Source organism: Nonlabens sp. (assembly GCF_018401815.1).
GTDB lineage: Bacteria > Bacteroidota > Bacteroidia > Flavobacteriales > Flavobacteriaceae > Nonlabens.
The window spans coordinates 58,068-77,142 of record NZ_JAGYKG010000001.1 but is presented as its reverse complement, the minus strand read 5'-3'; the positions used below and the strand labels follow the sequence as shown (position 1 = coordinate 77,142).

At 39.0% G+C, this 19,075-nt stretch carries 17 protein-coding genes; 7 read left to right on the top strand and 10 right to left on the bottom strand.

All coding sequences use genetic code 11. The annotated features are described in order from the left end of the window. Window positions 1-134: 134 nt before the first annotated feature. Window positions 135-668: a hypothetical protein gene (locus KG732_RS00390; RefSeq protein WP_213520124.1), complete on the top strand. Its 534-nt coding sequence runs from the start codon at window positions 135-137 to the stop codon at window positions 666-668. A 171-nt stretch (window positions 669-839) separates the two neighbouring features. Further along, window positions 840-1,205, top strand: a complete 366-nt coding sequence (locus KG732_RS00385) for a hypothetical protein (RefSeq protein WP_213520122.1) — start codon at window positions 840-842, stop codon at window positions 1,203-1,205. 105 nt (window positions 1,206-1,310) lie between these two features. Here KG732_RS00385 and KG732_RS00380 read toward each other — a convergent pair whose 3' ends face one another. The 3 genes from KG732_RS00380 to KG732_RS00370 all read right to left on the bottom strand — a co-directional run bounded on the left by KG732_RS00380 (window position 1,311) and on the right by KG732_RS00370 (window position 3,323). Continuing rightward, entirely contained in the window at window positions 1,311-1,766 is a 456-nt protein-coding gene (locus KG732_RS00380; RefSeq protein ID WP_292892141.1) for a hypothetical protein, read from the bottom strand. Between the two features lie 32 nt (window positions 1,767-1,798). Then, complete coding sequence (locus tag KG732_RS00375) at window positions 1,799-2,266, bottom strand: transcription elongation factor (RefSeq protein ID WP_213520120.1); 468 nt, start codon at window positions 2,264-2,266, stop codon at window positions 1,799-1,801. 82 nt (window positions 2,267-2,348) lie between these two features. Continuing rightward, the gene (locus KG732_RS00370; RefSeq protein WP_213520118.1) at window positions 2,349-3,323 is read right to left on the bottom strand and encodes a fasciclin domain-containing protein; all 975 of its coding nucleotides are present in this window, start codon (window positions 3,321-3,323) and stop codon (window positions 2,349-2,351) included. Between the two features lie 163 nt (window positions 3,324-3,486). On the opposite strand from KG732_RS00370, the gene mnmA reads away from it, so the two are divergent. The 4 genes from mnmA (at window position 3,487) to KG732_RS00350 (ending at window position 8,615) form a co-directional block, all read left to right on the top strand. Beyond that, the gene (mnmA, locus tag KG732_RS00365) at window positions 3,487-4,683 is read left to right on the top strand and encodes a tRNA 2-thiouridine(34) synthase MnmA (protein WP_213520116.1); all 1,197 of its coding nucleotides are present in this window, start codon (window positions 3,487-3,489) and stop codon (window positions 4,681-4,683) included. A 547-nt stretch (window positions 4,684-5,230) separates the two neighbouring features. Further along, the gene (locus tag KG732_RS00360) at window positions 5,231-6,811 is read left to right on the top strand and encodes a S8 family serine peptidase (protein ID WP_213520114.1); all 1,581 of its coding nucleotides are present in this window, start codon (window positions 5,231-5,233) and stop codon (window positions 6,809-6,811) included. 225 nt (window positions 6,812-7,036) lie between these two features. Next, complete coding sequence (locus tag KG732_RS00355; RefSeq protein WP_213520112.1) at window positions 7,037-7,993, top strand: nitronate monooxygenase; 957 nt, start codon at window positions 7,037-7,039, stop codon at window positions 7,991-7,993. Continuing rightward, on the top strand, window positions 7,986-8,615 hold the full coding sequence (locus tag KG732_RS00350; RefSeq protein WP_213520110.1) for a hemolysin III family protein: 630 nt from the start codon (window positions 7,986-7,988) through the stop codon (window positions 8,613-8,615). Before KG732_RS00355 ends, KG732_RS00350 begins: the two co-directional genes overlap by 8 nt. 21 nt (window positions 8,616-8,636) lie before the next feature. Here KG732_RS00350 and KG732_RS00345 read toward each other — a convergent pair whose 3' ends face one another. Beyond that, a complete protein-coding gene (locus tag KG732_RS00345) occupies window positions 8,637-9,305 on the bottom strand; it encodes a ZIP family metal transporter (RefSeq protein WP_213520108.1) in 669 nt (222 codons plus the stop codon). Between the two features lie 318 nt (window positions 9,306-9,623). Further along, the gene (locus tag KG732_RS00340; protein ID WP_292890515.1) at window positions 9,624-10,775 is read right to left on the bottom strand and encodes a THUMP domain-containing protein; all 1,152 of its coding nucleotides are present in this window, start codon (window positions 10,773-10,775) and stop codon (window positions 9,624-9,626) included. Window positions 10,776-10,837: 62 nt separating this feature from the next. Between KG732_RS00340 and KG732_RS00335 the strand changes: the two genes are divergently transcribed. Continuing rightward, window positions 10,838-11,638 carry a class I SAM-dependent methyltransferase gene (locus KG732_RS00335; protein WP_213520104.1) on the top strand — a complete coding sequence of 267 codons (801 nt, stop codon included), beginning with the start codon at window positions 10,838-10,840 and terminating at the stop codon, window positions 11,636-11,638. 58 nt (window positions 11,639-11,696) lie between these two features. On the opposite strand, the gene pyrF is transcribed toward KG732_RS00335, so the two are convergent. The 5 genes from pyrF to KG732_RS00310 form a co-directional block, all read right to left on the bottom strand. Continuing rightward, on the bottom strand, window positions 11,697-12,506 hold the full coding sequence (gene pyrF / locus KG732_RS00330) for an orotidine-5'-phosphate decarboxylase (protein ID WP_213521159.1): 810 nt from the start codon (window positions 12,504-12,506) through the stop codon (window positions 11,697-11,699). Window positions 12,507-12,537: 31 nt separating this feature from the next. Next, on the bottom strand, window positions 12,538-13,614 hold the full coding sequence (gene prfA / locus KG732_RS00325) for a peptide chain release factor 1 (RefSeq protein ID WP_213520103.1): 1,077 nt from the start codon (window positions 13,612-13,614) through the stop codon (window positions 12,538-12,540). Between the two features lie 638 nt (window positions 13,615-14,252). After that, entirely contained in the window at window positions 14,253-15,431 is a 1,179-nt protein-coding gene (locus KG732_RS00320; RefSeq protein ID WP_213520101.1) for an AIR synthase related protein, read from the bottom strand. A gap of 376 nt (window positions 15,432-15,807) precedes the next feature. Then, complete coding sequence (locus KG732_RS00315) at window positions 15,808-17,994, bottom strand: glutamine synthetase III (protein WP_213520099.1); 2,187 nt, start codon at window positions 17,992-17,994, stop codon at window positions 15,808-15,810. A gap of 120 nt (window positions 17,995-18,114) precedes the next feature. Further along, window positions 18,115-19,065 carry a calcium/sodium antiporter gene (locus tag KG732_RS00310; protein WP_213520097.1) on the bottom strand — a complete coding sequence of 317 codons (951 nt, stop codon included), beginning with the start codon at window positions 19,063-19,065 and terminating at the stop codon, window positions 18,115-18,117. Window positions 19,066-19,075 lie beyond the last annotated feature (10 nt).

Here is a 19,075-nt window from a genome sequence, read left to right as displayed (position 1 = left end):
ATAAATTTTTAAGAGTTTCTTTTTGTTATCATTAGATGTCCTTGTCATTTTTCCAAGATAATTAGATAGAAAATCGGTAATTTTAAAATGAACTGCTAACTAAATGAGATCATCTGGTAACTAAAGGTGTTTTTATGCTACCAATAACAAGATATATCATTACGGAAACAAATCAAAATCAAAAAAATCAGCAGAGCTCATCTGGTTTTTATCAACAACAACAACAATATCAGCAGCCCTATGATCCGTACTTACCTACCGATAATTTAGGTGCTTTTGCTGCCCTGCATATGGTAAAGGGAATTCTGACGATTTTATTTTCATTATTTTTCTTACTCTATATATTTTTAGGAACTGCCTTGACATCTGGATCTATGAATCATGATCAGAACCTGCCATTTCATCCAGGGAATATTTTTATTGTCATAGGAGCAGTTGGATTTGTAATTACGGTTAGCATTGGTCTTTTAACTTTATTAGCGGGAAAATATATCAAGGAGCGACGCAATTATAATTTTATTTTTGCCATATCAATCATCAATTGCATTACCGGTATATTGGGAGTTCTTCTAGGAGTTTTCACTATTCTGGATTTGAATAAACCTCATGTAAAATCCCAGTTTAATTCAGGTGGTGATCCACAAAATTCTTTAGGGCATTATTCTTAAGGAAAGAGTTCTATTTTTTTCTTAATGAAAGACAAACACAGCTAGAAGGTAAAATGATGCTACTTCTTTTATTCTTCCAATAGGACCATTGGAATGCTTATAATTAGTAGTGCTATTCATCAATATAATAGAGTATAGCAGTACCTTTGTTTCCTGAAATAAAAAAACACCATGACTTTAGAACAATTCTTAACGGCTATCTTATTTAAAGACCTTGATTACAAGGTTACTGAAGAGGGCGTGCAGGTATTCTCATCAGAGGCTTTTAGAGAAGTTATTGAGAGAAGTATGAAAAATGGAGTAGGTATTTATCGCATACTCGTATGGAAAAATGATGAGGTAGAGGAAATCCTTACACACGAGCAATTTCTAAAAAAAGCAACCGACTTAAGATGGGCCAAGTCTGCGTATTTTAAATTTAGTAGAGAAGACGCTGCTTATGAGTTTAGTGGAGAGTTTAAAGTGTCTGAAAAATTATTAGAACGAGCAGCCTTATTTGTTCCTAAGGTTAAGAAAAAAGACGAAGAAGAAGAGTAGGTTTTCCTACTCACATTTTGACAACACCTATCGACAAAAATCCATCTGAAAAGCTGGATTTTTTTGTTTTAATAGAAGTCGTCGATAGATTCCTAATTTTTAGTACTACGAATTATTACTTACAATAGCTCTCATGATCTTTAAGTGATGCTGGGTGTGAATCCCCATAAACTTAATCGCATCCTTCAGATTTAAATATCCAAAAACCGGATGTTTAAAGTTGTTGTTCTTTGATAAGTCGTTGAGGTCTTTTATCGCTTCTTTAATTTTTTCAAGATTAGAATATAATGCTTCTGTTGAGAGGTCACCTGTAGGTAAAGTTTGCTTTGGTGCTCGACCTTTTCCTCGAGGAATAAAGCCTGTTGTCATGATCATCAATTTAGGCAACGAGTACTTTGGTTGGTAATCTTTTGGTTGAGAGGTCGTCAAAGCTTCTGAAATGGCATGCAATACCTTGCAGCTATGATCTAAATGCCAGTAGCTGCTTTTTTTGGAAACTTTAAGATTGAGTTGGTCACCGGCTTTAATAAATGAGGCTAATTCGGTTAATTGTTTATTCAATTTAGAGAACACCATAAGTAGAAACTGAATTATTAATACACTTTTAGAATCATCACATCTTGATCTTGAAACCTAATGACTTCGCCTGTTTTTTTACCTTTTAAGGCTTGACCTATAGGGGAAGATAATGATATCGCAAAACAGTCTATGCCATTCACAGAAAGTTTACCCATTCCAGCAGCTACATAGAACAAACCAGAAGGCAATAGCACTAGTGCTCCGGGTTCTACCTGATGGCATTCTTTATCTGGATCGATACGCAGCAATTGATCGAGAATTTTAGAAGTTTCAGCACGTTGCCTTTTGTAGAGTTCTTCTTCATTTTGAATCATGGCTCTACCGGTTTCATACTTATCTCCAGCGCTACTTTTTGTTTCATTGCGCTTAGCGTCCATTAAGGAATCTAGGTTGTGGTCAATAGTTGTTAATCGATCGCCCACTAGTTCAAGACAGTGTGTATTGATGGTTTTTTTAAGTTCTGGGTAATCGATCCTACTCATAAAATGCGCTATAATGGTAAATATAGAATAAAAAAAGTCCCGCCAAAGAGCGAGATTTTTTAAAATTTTAAAGATGTCCTAGTTACAAAGATCGCATCACCATATCAATAGTATGAATGACTCCATTAACAGCAGTAACATCTGTAGCGGTTACGTTGGCTTCTATCATCTGCCCATCAGTGATGACAATTCCAGACGTGGTAGCTATAGAAAAGGTTCCTGCGGCAATAGGATCAATTACGAATCCATTACTGATATCTCCAGAGCGTATGCGCAGGTTTCCTGCTACATGATATAATAAGATATCGGTAAGATTGGTAAGGTCAAGAAGGTCTTGTAGGTTAGTAAGACCGTCCATAGGGTCTATGTCTATTAAAGCTTGAAACCCATCGTCTGTAGGAGCGAATACAGTAAATGGATCTTGCATAGTTCCATCAGTATTAGATAAAGTAATTTCTAGTCCTTGTTGTAATAGTGCGGTTTCTAAATTACTGAATTCTGGATTTGCAGCAATTAGAGTGGCTATGGTTGGCAACTCTAAAACTCCATCAATAATATGAACCACTCCATTATCTACCTCCAGATCAGCTTGGGCTACTGCAATACTCCCGTTAAGTACCACTGAAGTGGTAGCCTCTATAAATAAGTCTAGCGCTTCTACTTCTTCATCTTTCCCCAAGGTTTTTACATAACCAGTACTTAGTAAATCACTAGTCACTTCAATATTGAGAAGGTGGTAAAGTAAAATGGCTCTTAATTCTGCTATAGGAACAGCTTCAATATTGGCATAACCGTTTGACGTAAAGTACTGATTAAAAGCCGCATTGTTAGGAGCAAAAACGGTATAGGTTCCTTGAGAATCCAATGTTGCGTCCAGGCCTGTTTGTATCAATGCCGTATTGAGGATACTCAAATCGGAGTTGGTTTCTGTCAAGTCGAATGCAGAGTTATTAGGATCTATGATATTCCCATTATCATCTGCATCTTCACATGAAATAAGTACGATCGTGACTAGTGCTAGTACGGCAACAGTATAATTTTTAAAAGCAGTCTTCATTTCTTTTCTTTTTCAAGTTGCAAAATAACGAAAACAAACTATTTAAATTGTTTATAAAGCTTTCAAAACTGGAAGTTTTCTGATAGATAGATTACGTTCTACAATAAGAAAAATCTAATCAGTTGGCTACTTTTATCGACTGCTCTTATCGTATTTTTGCAGTATGGCAAAAGTAGTAGTAGGACTTTCTGGTGGCGTAGACTCTAGCGTTGCTGCGTATTTGTTAAAAGAACAAGGTCACGAGGTGATCGGTTTGTTTATGAAAAACTGGCACGATGATACCGTGACTATAAGTGATGAGTGTCCGTGGTTAGAAGATTCCAATGATGCAATGTTGGTCGCGGATAAATTAGGGATTCCATTTCAGACCGTAGATTTAAGCAATCCATATAAGGAACGCATTGTAGATTATATGTTTGACGAGTATGCTCGTGGGCGCACACCTAACCCAGATGTGCTTTGCAATCGCGAGATCAAGTTTGATGTCTTTATGGATATTGCCTTAGAACTAGGTGCTGACTTTGTCGCAACAGGTCATTATTGCCAAAAAACAACTAGCATAGAAAACGGTCAAGAAGTTCACCATTTGATAGGAGGAGCAGATGCCAATAAAGATCAAAGTTATTTTTTGTGTCAAGTTTCTCAAAAACAACTCGCCAAAACCCTCTTTCCAATAGGTCATTTACAAAAACCTCAAGTCAGAGAAATAGCCGCGGCTCAGAACCTGATAACCGCTGGTAAAAAGGATTCCCAAGGCTTGTGTTTTATAGGAAAAGTACGTTTGCCAGATTTTTTACAACAGCAATTACAACCTAAGGTTGGCGATATCGTGGAGATCGACGCGCAAACCAGTCGCGAGAAGATGCTAGAGCTTGTTCCTGCAGCAGCTGCTGGTTCGGATGAGGAACTGGTGACGCTTTCGCGAAAGCGGAAATACCATCCCACAGAAGGGAAAAAAGTAGGACAACATCAAGGGGCACATTATTTTACACGTGGTCAACGCAAAGGACTCGCTGTAGGTGGTACACCCGAGCCGCTTTTTGTTATTGAAACAGACGTGATTACCAATACGATTTATGTAGGTCAAGGAAAAAATCATCCTGGATTATACAGACGCGGACTTTTTGTAACTGCTGCCGAAACGCACTGGATTAGAGAAGATCTAGAAATAGAAATAGGAGCAACACTAGAAGTAATGGCGCGTATACGTTACCGTCAGACTTTAGAGAAAGCGACGTTGCATCGTGTAGAAAATGGACTATACGTTATTTTTGATGACGAGCAAAGTGCTATTTCACCAGGACAATTTGTGGCTTGGTATCAAGATAACGAGTGTTTAGGAAGCGGTGTTATTGCTTAAAATAAATTTAAGTTTAAATTTAAAACATGCGGTAAAGCACCCTTTTCTTTCAAAAGTATTTGGAATAGGCTATTGAACTCGAACTTGAATTCGAACTCGAACTTGAAAAAACGATTAAAAGCCTTCCCTCGAGGGAAGGTTGGGATGGGTGTTGCGGTGTTGATGAGATATAGAAGGTAACATCCGATTCCGCTCTGCAGCGGAATGACCATTTAATAAAAGTGTAGCTTCCACCCTTTAGGGCTGGGGAAAGAAGTGGTAAATGAATTCGAACTCGAACTTGAAAAAACGATTAAAAGCCTTCCCTCGAGGGAAGGTTGGGATGGGTGTTGTGATGTTTATGAGGTTGAGAAGGTAACATCCGATTCCGCTCTGCAGCGGAATGACCATTTAATAAAAGTGTAGCTTCCACCCTTTAGGGCTGGGGAAAGAAGTGGTAAATGAATTCGAACTCGAACTTGAATCTACTCTCAATAGCCAGTATAAAGAAAATAGCGGTCCTTTTCTTTGGAAAGGATTTAGGAAAAAAACCCGTAAATTTAAACCTATGAAAAAACTCTTGTTTTTAGTTGTTGGTTTAATAACGAGCTTGGCCAGCGCTCAAGATTTTCATGCTTGGATTTACTTTGCTGATAAACCTAATACACTGGCGTCACTCACTAACCCACAGAGTATTTTAACTCAAAGAGCACTAGACCGCAAAGCCAGGCACCACATTCCTATTGACGATAGAGATATGCCTATGAATCAGTTGTATGTCGCACAGATCAAAGCACAACCGGGAATTGCCTACAAAGCCCAATCCAAATGGTTCAATTGTGTGCATGTAGTAGGAACTACCTCCCATATCGATGCGTTAGCCAACTTCGCTTTTGTATCCAGTATCGATTATGCAGACCCTACAAAAAGTGCTTCTAGCAGCCATCGAGATAAGTTTGCTCAAACGGTCACCACACCACTGTCTTATGGTACGGCAACAAATCAAATACAAATGATAGGTCTTGACAATTTGCACAATACCGGAAATACAGGTTCTGGTATGCTCATTGCTGTAACAGATTCGGGTTTTCCCAATGTAGATATCAATACGGGTTTTGCGCAGTTGCGCAACAACAATGGCATCGCAGGCGGTTGGGATTTTGTAGATCGAGATGCTACTATTTATGAAGATCACTATCACGGAGCAAGAGTATTAAGCGTGATGGCAGGAAATGACCCTAGTAATTTTGAAGGAACGGCACCAGATGCCCGTTATCATTTATTTCGTACCGAAGAAGCCTCGCAAGAAACTCCAGCAGAAATGTCTTATTGGGTACAAGCCGCAGAGCGTGCCGATTCTCTTGGTGTTGATGTGATCAATGTATCTCTAGGTTATTTAGATTTTGACAACACCGCCGAAAGCCTCGATTATCAAGATATGAACGGTATCACAGCCTTTATTTCCCGAGGAGCTAATGTTGCTTTTGAGAAAGGAATGGTAGTGGTTACCAGTGCAGGAAATTCTGGTAACAGCACCCTTTATCCCTATAATGCTGCCCCGGCAGATGCGTTGGGAGCATTTTCTATAGGCGCTGTAACTGCCACAGAAGTGAAATCAAGTTTCTCCAGTATCGGCCCCACGGTAGATGGTCGCATACGCCCTGATATTGCCGCCCAAGGAAGCGCTACGGCAACTATAGACGAATCTGGGAATCTGGTCGCTACAAGTGGTACCTCGTTTAGTGCACCATTGATCAGTGGTTCGGTTGCTTGTTTGATGCAGGCCTTCCCCAACCTTACGCCTCAAGAAATAGTCGATGCCGTAAGAGCTAGTGCCCATCAAGCGACGACTCCAGATAATTTGTTGGGTTACGGAATTCCTGATTTTGGAGCCGCACAACAAACCTTAAACACGACCTATTTCAACCTTCAGGATTTTAATTATTATGTAAAAGACAAAGAGTTGATCTTTACTACCGCTCGAGGCGAAAACTCCACCTCTTTCCGACTCTATAACTTACAAGGACAACTCATTTTGGAAGAATCAGTCTCACAAGAGGCTCCTATTGACCTGCATCAAATTGCTGCTGGGTTGTATCTTTTTAGAATTGATCAAAAAGAGACTACTTATAAAGTTGTGGTTCGATAGTTATAACAATTGCTTTTTATGAACAAGCATAAGCAGAGGTTCTAAGAAATAAACGATTTACTACTACCTATTAGTTCAAATGACTCTAAGCAGAAGCCTTTCCCTTAAGCTGAAGGGAAAAATGTCATGAAGCCATAACAACTGACCAAAAGGCTTTGGCGTGATGCTTGTTCCCAATTAATCTTCCTTAAATTTGCTACACTACCATTTTTTAGAAACACATTCATGCCACAAAACCCCATCACCAAATTATTCCATATTAAATATCCCATCATTCAAGGTGGGATGATTTGGGCAAGTGGACATCAACTAGTCACCGCAGTAAGCAACGCTGGTGGTTTGGGTTTAATAGGAGCGGGCTCCATGTACCCAGAGGTATTGAGAGAACACATCCAAAAAACAAAAGCAGGAACAAATAAGCCTTATGGTGTCAATGTTCCCTTGTTGTATACGGATCTGGAAGAAATTCTAGAAATTATCATTGAAGAAAAAGTGCCGATTGTTTTTACTAGTGCAGGGAATCCTAAGACTTATACCAAACGATTAAAGGAGGCCGGTATTACCGTAGTTCATGTAGTGAGTTCGGTAAAATTTGCTTTAAAGTCACAAGAAGCAGGAGTAGATGCTGTGGTTGCTGAAGGTTTTGAAGCTGGCGGACATAACGGTAGGGAAGAGTCCACCACCTTAACTTTAATACCACAAGTAGCAAAAGCAATTGATATTCCATTGATCGCCGCCGGAGGAATTGCTACCGGTCGAGGGATGCTCGCGGCTATGGTTTTAGGCGCAGATGGAGTGCAATTGGGAAGCAGATTTGTCGCGACAAATGAAGCAAGCAGTCATATTAATTTTAAAAAGGCTGTTGTAGAAGCTGGAGAAGGAGCAACGCATTTAACATTAAAAGAATTGGCTCCCGTAAGAATGATGCGCAATAAATTTTGGAATGATGTTCAAGAGCTGTACAAAACAGCACCCACTCCTGAAGCATTAAAAACACTTTTAGGAAGGGCAAGAGCTAAAAAAGGAATGTTTGAAGGCGATATGCAGGAGGGCGAGTTAGAAATAGGACAAGTCTCAGGACTTATAGACGAAATTATTCCTGCGGCTCAAGTAGTAGAAGCTATGGTTGCTGAATACGAAGAAGCTAGAAAGGAACTTCTAAATACATCCCTTGATGGCTAGAGCACAAACAGACCTAGAAGAGGTTTGGAATGTCATGACACATGGGATTGGGTTTCTTCTTTTTATAGGCATAAGCATTGGATTATTTACAACTGCAGATTGGTCCATAGATGATATGTTAGTGGCACTTTTAGTGTATTGCTTCTCCCAACTTTTCTTGTACTTTTCATCAACAGCTTACCACAGGGCAAAAGAAGGGGTTTTAAAATTTAAGCTTAGAAAGCTGGATCATATTTCTATTTATGCCTCTATAGCTGGTACTTACACTCCAATTTGTTTGATCACTTTAGAGCAATCTAGTGGGGGATATATTCTAGCAGCTGTTTGGGGAGTCGCTTTATTTGGTACAATATGGAAGTTGTTCTTTACAGGGAAGTTTGAAGCCTTTTCAAGTATATTGTACTTGGTAATGGGATGGATGATTGTCTTTGACCTCCAGACCTTAAGCGATTCCTTTACTTATTTACAGATGAATCTCTTAATTACCGGTGGTATTTTCTTTACGGTAGGAATTGTGTTTTATGTGTGGAATCAACTGTATTTCAACCACGTGATCTGGCACCTATTTGTGTTAGGAGGAAGCCTGAGTCATGCCGCTATGGTTTGGTTTGTGGTAAGTTGATAGATTAAATAGTATCAACAACTACAACAAAAACCCCAAAACTCCCCCCAAAACCATAACTACAATCTTAGCAAAATTAAATTTGTGTGCTTCACTAGCTTCTAGAATTAAAGTTGTCGAAACATGAAGAACTATTCCAGCTACTAAAGCTTGAATAGGTAGCATGTAATCTTGAAGGATGTTCAGATTTTCAGCTGCAAGACTTCCCAAAGGAGACATCGCTGCAAAAAACAATACGATCAAAACTGTTTTCCACTTATTGTAATGACTCGCTAATAAAAACGAAGTAAAAATAAAGGCTATAGGTATTTTATGTATGGCAATTCCATAAATCATGCTGGTTTCTCCTTGTAAAGGCATTCCTTCTAAGAATGCATGCAGGCATAAACTTCCAAAAAGCAAATACGGAAATACAGGCATTTCTTTATTGATATGCAAATGACCATGCTCAGCTCCCTTAGAGAAAAACTCTAGGATAATTTGCAAGAAAACCCCACCCATAAGGAATGCTCCATAGGTAGCTTCGCCACTTTGGTATATCTCTGGTAAGAATTCACTGGCTACAGCACTCAATAAAAAAGCCCCAGAAAAAGCTAGCAATAATTTTATTCGGCTTTTTGATTGTGTTTTTAAAAGCAATGCGGCTGCAAAACCCAATAAAACAGCGAGAAACGGTAAAAGTATATTCATGTACAAGTTATGAGTTCAGAGTGGTTTGTTGCAGTATTTTGATTGTAAGTTACTATTTCAGTTCACCCATAATTCTGTTATTTAATGGACGCCTATTGTTTAGGTTGCAAATTTAGTTAAAATGAAGTTGAAGTTCTTAGTTAGATCGTCATCGCAGAAAATTTGGCTCGAGGATTATAAATTTAACCTGAAAGCTTGTCTCAAATTTATCAGGGATCTGCTTATTCTTAAGCAAGGTTAGTAAATATAGTTGACCACATCCCTCATCCCACTTCATTAGCTTTCCCTATTGGGGAAATGTCCGCAGGGCAATGGGGCTTACTCTTCCTCCTCACTAGAACGGACCTTATGCAATTTCTTTGTCCCTTTATACATTTCGTACTTCACTAATTTTGCCTCAATCTTACCGTTGTACAATTGGATCCTACGAGAAGGACGCAAGCCTACATATTTCAATGCTTCTAGATTTCCAGTAATCATCCATGCTGTAGAACCAGCATAACGTTTTTTTAAGGTGTCACCTATTTCTTTGTAAAATTCTTCCACATCCACAGAAATACGCTCATCATAAGGTGGGTTAAACATTAAGAACGCACTAGCACTTTGGTGGTCTCTAAAGAAATCGCCTTTTTCTACCCTTATAAAGTCAGTAAGATTGGCATTTTTCACATTCTCAATGGCTTTCTCTACGGTATACCCATCGGCATCTCTAGCGATAATTTTCCCGTCAAATTCGCGCATCTTTTTCAAGCAACTCTCTTGAATATTTTCAAACAACTGGTTGTCATAATCAGGCCATTTCTCAAAGCCAAATTCGTTACGGTTAATATTAGGAGCAATATTAGCCCCTATCATTGCTGCTTCTATTGCAATGGTTCCACTACCACACATAGGGTCTATGAATGTAGAACGTTGATCCCAATTACTTAACAATATGATTCCAGCGGCAAGAACTTCATTGATTGGAGCCTCGTTGGTCATGCTTCTATAACCGCGTTTGTATAAAGGTTCGCCACTTGTATCTAAAGATACATCAACGTTTTGATCGTTAATATGTACTGATATTCTTAAATCTGGATGTTTGGTATCCACGTCTGGTCGTTGACCGGTATTGCGACGTATTTGATCTACAATGGCATCTTTAGTTTTCAATGCCACATACTGGCTGTGGTTAAAGTATTGAGAGGCAATGGTGCCATGAACAGCAAGTGTGTCGTGATGTGTAAGATGCTTGGACCAGTCGTATTGATAAATCCCATCGTAAAGATCTACTTCATTACGTGCGCTAAAACTATAAATAGGTTTTAAAATTCGGATAGCGGTACGCAACATCATATTTGCTTTGTACATAAATCCTTGGTCTCCAGTAAATTCAACCATCCGCACACCACGCTTTATATTCATGGCGCCTAGTTGTTGGAGTTCTTGTTCAAGAACTTCTTCTAGGCCAAAAAGCGTTTTGGCAATCATCTTAAAATTTTGGGACATCATCGTGGAATTTGATCCACAAAATTAAGGTATTTTTGTGGTCTATGAGCAATCTAAACACATCAGATCAGTGGTTCGCCAGTTGGTTCGATACCCCTTATTACCACATCCTTTACCGAGATCGAGATGATGCAGAGGCAGGAGCGTTTATGAAGCGTCTTAGCCAGCGATTAAAGTTGGACGAAAATGCTCATATTATGGATTTAGCCTGTGGTCGTGGCCGTCACAGCATGTACCTCAATCAACTGGGATATCGGGTCACGGGCGTTGATTTGAGTGACAGTAGTATCGCTTTCGCGAAAGCGGAATTGAGAAAAACTGCGTTGATCGAATCTACTCATGAAGAAAGCAGCAGCTTAGCTCCTATAGATACTTCTAAGATCGACTTCCATGTGCACAACATGACGCTTGCTTATGATCAACTTTTTGATGCCGTTTTTAATCTCTTTACCAGTTTTGGCTATTTTAATGACGCAGAAGATAATTTAAAGACAATCAAGGCCATTCGACAAAATCTGAAACCAGGTGGTTATGGAGTGATTGATTTTATGAATGTGCATCAGGTGATTAAAAACTTGGTCCCACAAAATTCTAAAACCGAGGAAGGAATTACCTTTCACAATACCAGGCGTTTTGAAAATGGTTTTATATATAAGGATATAAAATTTAGAGATAACGACCACGATTACCACTTTACAGAACGAGTAAGCGCGTTAACTTTAGAAGATTTTCAAAGCTATTTTGCTGCTGCAGGGTTAGATCTAGTAGATGTTTATGGAAATTATCAATTAGAGGACTTTGATCAACAAACTTCAGAGCGATTGATCATGATTTTTAGAAATTAATGGAACCCATCACTCTTTGGAACCGCCTTATTTTTAGAGAGGTCTTTTAAAATTTCTTTTAAATCAATCCAGCCATTTGCTGTTGTAATTCCATTGCCTTGGCTCGTGCCACCTCAGCAAAATCTGTTTCTTTTGAAGCGTAGATGATACCACGAGAAGAATTAACTAATAATCCTATCTGATCGTTTTTTCCGTACTTCACTACCTCTTCTAGACTGCCACCTTGTGCTCCTACGCCAGGAACTAATAGAAAAGCATTAGGAACAATTTCACGTATTTCTTTAAGATACTCCGCTTTTGTAGCACCTACGACATACATCAATCGATCACTGTTTTTGTATTGTGATGCTGTTTGAAGCACTTGTTGATACAAGGGTTTTCCATCTACAGATTTGGTCTGGAAATCAAATGCACCTTGGTTGGATGTGAGTGCCAGAAGAATAGCAAATTTATGTTTGAAAGCAAGAAATGGTTCTACAGAATCTTTACCCATATAAGGGGCAATGGTGACACTGTCAAAATTCAAATCTTCGTAAAAGGCTTTGGCATATCGAGTAGAAGTGTTTCCTATATCTCCACGTTTGGCATCGGCTATAGTGAAGTGATCCGGATGGTTTTCGTTGAGGTATTGAATGGTTTTTTCTAAAGCCATCCATCCTTTTACCCCGTATGCTTCAAAGAATGCTGTGTTGGGTTTATAGGCTACACATAAGTCGTGTGTAGCATCTATAATCGCTTTCGCGAAAGCGAAAATAGGATCTTCTTCCTGCAATAAATGAGCGGGTATTTTTTCTAAATCCACATCTAATCCTACACAAAGGAAGGATTTTTTTTGAAGTATTTGAGTGGTTAGTTTTTGTACGGTCATCGGTTGTTGTTCTCTTTGGGTTCCGGCACTGTTATATGCCGTCATCATTCATTTGCAACTTCTCTGTATTATCTACCAATCGCAGCTCGTCGATAATTTTTTGAATATCACCATTGATGATGTTATCTAGATCGTACAAGGTTAAATTGATGCGGTGGTCTGTTACACGTCCTTGAGAATAGTTGTAGGTTCTAATTTTGGCACTACGGTCACCAGTACTTACCATGCTTTTACGCTTTTCAGAGTCGGCTGCCATTTTCTTTGCGAGTTCGATATCATATAAACGAGAGCGCAATACTTTGAGGGCTTTCTCTAAGTTTTTATGAGAAGACTTCTGATCTTGACAGCTCACGATCATACCAGTAGGCTCGTGGTGTAATTTAATGGCAGAGTAGGTCGTGTTTACCGACTGACCTCCCGGACCGGTAGATGTGGTGCGTTCTATGCGCACTTCAGACATGTCGAGTTCTAAGTCAAATTCTTCTGCTTCTGGCAGTACCATAACTGTCGCAGCACTAGTATGCACACGTCCTTGAGTCTCTGTTTGAGGTACTCGTTGTACGCGGTGCACTCCAGCTTCAAATTTTAAAGTACCGTAAACGTCCTCACCATTTACTTCCATGATGATTTCTTTATAACCACCACTAGTTCCATGGCTGGTATCTACGATACTGGTACTCCAACCTTTACTAGAGCAGTACTTTTCATACATTCTAAAAAGATCACCCGCAAAAATACTCGCTTCATCTCCACCTGCACCTGCACGTATTTCCATAACGGCATTTTTAGAATCTTCAGGATCTTTAGGAACCAGCATCATGCGTATTTCTTCTTCTAGTGCAGGAATAGCTTCTTTAGCTTCATCAAGCTGCATCTGTGCCATTTCTACCATATCTGCATCGCTACCGTCTGATATGATTTCTTGTGCTTCTTCTAAATTAGCAGTCAGTTCTATATACATCTCACGTTTGTCCATGAGGTTTTTAAGATCTTTATATTCTTTGGTAAGTTCTACGTACCGTTTTTGATCAGAAATAATATCTGGCTGTATGATCAAGTCATTTACCTCGTCAAAACGGTTTTTTACAATATTTAATTTATCTATCATGGTCTATTACAAGTCTGCGAAAATACGGAATTTGCCCGTAATTTTTACTATAATCTCACACATCAAAACGATTACTCAACTAAGTTTTGGCGGTGGTTGCCATCGGCGTATTGAAGCCGTATTTCAGGCTATTGAAGGGGTAGAGGGAATCGATCAAGGGTTATTTTCAAGTGTCTCCACTTGAGAATAGGAGTGAAGCGGTCCTTACTTACTTTACAGACCAAGTAGATTGGTAAAAATTAATTGATATGCATCTACAGACACATGCTGCAACAAAGAACCACAGTCGTGGTACTGATTATAGAAGTGCGATTTATTATTTTGACTAAGAATTAAAAAATAGAATAGAAGTAAGTAGTAGCGCGCTTTCGCGAAGGCGAAATCCAACATGCCTCACTAAGTTCTTAACATTGGAATTCTTTGAGCCATCGCGGGGATTTCTATAAAATTATGATCAAACCAGGACAGAAGCACCTTTTTGCAAACGCTATATGTAGCCGAAACTGGAGGTGGTGAGACCTCTAATAACTTCTATTTATTCCAGGTGATACCCACGGTTTTTGGAGGTTCGAATACAACCAAAGCATTGAGGATTTTATCAAGTAGAAACTAGAACTAGTTGCCCTTGACCAATGGGTTTAATACTCGAAAATTCCAAACTCAGTTTCAATAGTGAGTTTATTAGAACTTGCAGCTTCCACGCGACCTATGATTTTTGCATCTACGTGGAACGATTTGGAGATCGCTATAATTTCTTGTGCGATAGATTCATTTACATAGAGTTCCATGCGATGCCCCATGTTGAATACCTGATACATTTCTTTCCAATCTGTTCCTGATTCCTGTTGAATCATTTTAAACAATGGCGGTAGTTCAAACATATTGTCCTTGATGATGTGTAAGTCTTTTACAAAATGTAAGATCTTAGTTTGCGCACCACCAGAACAATGTACCATTCCGTGTAAATCTTCTCGGTTCACCTCGCTTAGAATCTTTTTGATGATAGGCGCATAGGTACGGGTAGGAGATAAGACCAGTTTACCAGCAACCAGCGGACTTCCTTCTACGGGATCGGTTAAGTTTTTAGAACCGGAGTATACCAATTCTTCAGGAACGGCTGCGTCATAACTGGCTGGGTATTTTTCTTTAAGGCTTTTGTTGAAAACGTCATGACGTGCGCTGGTAAGACCGTTGGATCCCATCCCGCCATTGTACCCTGTTTCATAAGAGGCTTGTCCAGAGCTGGACAATCCTACAATAACATCTCCAGCTTTTATGTTAGCATTGTCTACTACATCAGAGCGTTTCATACGAGCGGTAACGGTAGAATCTACGATAATGGTTCTTACGAGATCTCCAACATCGGCAGTCTCACCACCGGTTGAGATAATTTCTACACCGTGTTTTTTAAGATCGGCTATAAGTTCTTCTGTTCCATTGATAATAGCCGAAATCACTTCTCCTGTTATCACGTTTTTGTTTCTTCCTATGGTACTAGAAAGTAAAATATTATCGGTAGCTCCTACACAAAGCAGGTCGTCTACATTCATGATCAAGGCGTCTTGAGCGATGCCTTTCCATACGGAGATATCGCCAGTTTCTTTCCAATACATATAGGCGAGGCTGGACTTCGTCCCAGCGCCATCTGCATGCATGATCAAACAATGTTCTTCTGACCCTGTTAACGAATCAGGAACAATTTTACAAAAGGCTTGTGGGAATAATCCTTTATCTACGTTTTTGATCGCATTATGTACGTCTTCTTTGCCAGCGCTCACACCGCGCTGCGCATATCTTTTGGAAATGTCTTGGCTCATACTGCAAAGTTACTATTAAGATTTAAGTACAAAGTATGAAGTACTCATTATTAAGAAAAAAGTATAAAGAGGTTATCAAGAAAATTAATAAGAGGGAAGTCTCCAGTTTCAGTGAACATTCGGGGCCACTTTCTAGTGCATGCCACCATTTAAGTTTTACAACAAATATCTTTCTCTTTAACCATGTTCCAATAAGTCAAGTTTTAAATGTTTGTTGTTAGATTCTTCAGACGGTCTAACATGTTTTTTAATAAGTGGGAGATGCGCGAGTTTTTTGTTATTACTTATCTCGCTTTCGCGAAAGCAAAACTAACGGAACAAAAAAAGCCCTAGAACATAAATCCTAGGGCTTTGTAACGTATCAAATAAATGTAAATTATCTAGTGAATAATAATTCTCTGTACTTAGTTAATGGCCAAATTTCGTCATCTACAAGCAGTTCTAGTTTATCACAGTGGTAACGTATCACATCAAAGTAGGGTTTTACGTCATCGCAATAAGCTGCAGCGGTTGTTACGGCATCTTTAGCGTTATTAGCTTTTTTACGAGCTTCAGTCATTTCTGTAATACCCTTGTTGATATTCTCGATATGATTAGAGATTTCCTCGATTAAGGTCATTTGTTCTTTAGCCATTTTTTTGAAGTCTTTACCAAAGATTTCTTTCAATCCGACTACATTTTCTATCAAGGTATTTTGATATTTGATAGCTGTTGGGATCACATGATTACGAGCAATATCCCCTAGAATGCGTCCTTCAATTTGAATGCGTAAGGCATACTCTTCTACTTCAATTTCATAACGCAGCTCGGTCTCGACTTTGCTCATAATATTTAATCCTTCAAAAAGCTGGATGCTTTTCTTAGATATTTTAGCCTTAAGAGCGTTAGGTGTTGTTTTGTTATTGCTTAAGCCGCGTTTTTTAGCTTCTTTTTCCCAAGCTTCCCCATAACCATCACCTTCGAAACGGATTTTCTTAGACTTCTTGATGTACTCTCTCAGTACATTAAAGATCGCTTCGTCTTTCTTAAGCTTTTTGTCTACTATAAGCGCATCAACTTCCGCTTTAAATTCAATTAATTGTTGTGCAACAATTGCGTTAAGAACGGTCATGGGATTCGCACAGTTTGCGGTAGAACCTACGGCACGCAGTTCAAATTTATTTCCTGTAAAGGCAAATGGGGAAGTACGGTTACGGTCGGTATTATCAAGAATAACTTCTGGAATTTTGCCAACTACGTTTAGTTTAAGATCCGTTTTTTCTTCTGGAGAAAGTTTTCCATCTGTTACTTTTTCTAATTCATCAAGGACTCTAGTCAATTGAGAGCCAATAAATACAGAGATAATTGCTGGTGGTGCTTCATTTGCCCCAAGTCTGTGATCATTAGATGCACTAGCGATAGTGGCTCTGATCAATTCTTCATGATCGTGAACTGCTTTTATCGTATTGACAAAGAAGGTTAGGAACTGAAGGTTTTTCATAGGTGTACTTCCAGGAGAAAGCAAGTTGACTCCCGTATTGGTAGCTAGCGACCAGTTGTTGTGTTTTCCAGAGCCGTTAACTCCTGCAAAAGGTTTTTCATGGAATAAGACTTTGAAAAAGTGCCTGGAAGCTACTTTTCTCATCACGTCCATTAGCAAGGAGTTGTGATCTACGGCGAGGTTAGCCTCTTCAAAAATCGGAGCCAATTCAAACTGATTAGGTGCTACTTCATTATGACGTGTTTTTACAGGTATACCCAAAAGCATACACTCCGTTTCCATATCACGCATAAAGTTTAATACGCGCGTAGGGATAGCTCCAAAATAATGATCATCTAGCTGCTGTCCTTTTGCTGAAGAGTGCCCCAATAAGGTGCGCCCAGCCATTTGAAGGTCTGGTCTAGAATCGGCTAGTGCGCTATCTATAAGGAAGTATTCTTGCTCCCAACCTAAAGTAGCCACCACTTTAGAGACATTTTTATCAAAATATTTACATACATCTGTAGCTGCACTGTCTACTGCCTGCAAAGATCTTAAAAGAGGTGTTTTATAATCTAGTGCTTCTCCAGTATAGGCTACAAATACTGTTGGTATACAAAGTGTAGTTCCCATAATAAAAGCTGGAGATGTAGGATCCCAAGCGGTATAACCACGAGCTTCAAATGTATTTCTGATTCCTCCGTTAGGAAAAGAAGAAGCGTCTGGTTCTTGTTGTACAAGTTGTCCTCCACCAAATTTTTCTATTACGGTACCGTCCATTTCTAATTCAAAGAATGCATCGTGCTTTTCGGCAGTTGCTCCTGTTAAAGGCTGGAACCAGTGAGTATAATGAGTAGCACCGTTTTGGATGGCCCATTCTTTCATTCCTGTAGAAACATGATCTGCAATATTGCGATCAATTTTACTGCCCTTAACGATGGCGTCTTGCACGCTTTTGTAGGCATCTTTATTTAAATGTTGGCGCATAGCTCCTTTGCCAAAGACATTTTTCCCAAAAATATCGCTTCGTCTCGCTGGTTCATGAACAGCAATTTCTTTGCGATTGAGTGTTTCTTTTAGTGCTTGAAATCTTAATGTAGACATTTGTTATGTGTTTATAATTGACAGACTAGAACAAAAATAATATAATATGACGATCTAGCCCCAATAAAAAGAAGGTTAAATATCAACAATATGGTATTCTTTGTAAACAAACCCTATGGTTTATAGGGTAGAGAAGGTACTATAAATAAAAAGTAAGTAAGTCACTATATAAAGGAAGCCTTTATAACGGGAGATTTGGTAGGCTTTGGGTAAAAAAGCCAATGGCAAGAGCATTAATGCAATACCCAGCATCCAGTAGATATCATTAGTTAACAAACTCATCCCGGTTTCTTTAATTTGTATGGGTTGTATCAAGGCAGTTATTCCCAATACAGAACCTATATTAAATATATTAGAACCTATAAGGTTGCCTAAAGAGATGGCTTTTTCTTTTTTTAATGCCGCTATAATCGAGGCTGCAAGTTCTGGCACCGAGGTTCCTACCGAAACCACAGATACAGCAATAATACTTTCAGGAATTTCTAATTGAGCGGCAATATCTACTGCGCCTTGAACCAGCAATTCACTCCCTTGCCATAAGGCCGCTCCTCCTAAAAGAAAGAATAGAAAGATGTGCCACCATTTGGACTCTTGTAATTCTTTTTCTATACCTAAAGCGTCTGAATCCTTGCGTGCTCTTCTAATCAACAAAATCAGAAAAACTACCATTGCTCCTAATAACACCGCTCCTTCCCAGCGCACCAAATTGTATCCTGATAGGAGTAATACGTATAATAGAATGCTAAAACCCATCATCCAAGGCCAATTAAATTTAAAGAAGTCTTTATCAATTGCCAGTGGCGCAATTAAGGCAGTTGTTCCCATAACCAATGCAATATTTGCGATGTTCGAGCCGATAACGTTTCCTACAGCAAGTCCTGATAATCCATCCATTGCAGACTGAATACTTACTATAAGTTCTGGGGCGCTGGTAGCAAAAGAAACTACAGTAAGACCAATGATCATCTTAGAAAGATGAAGTTTTAAAGACAGACCTACCGAGGAGCGAACTAAAAAATCGCCCCCTATAACGAGAAGTACTAAGCCTAGTAACAAATAAAATATACTCATTGGGAATAAT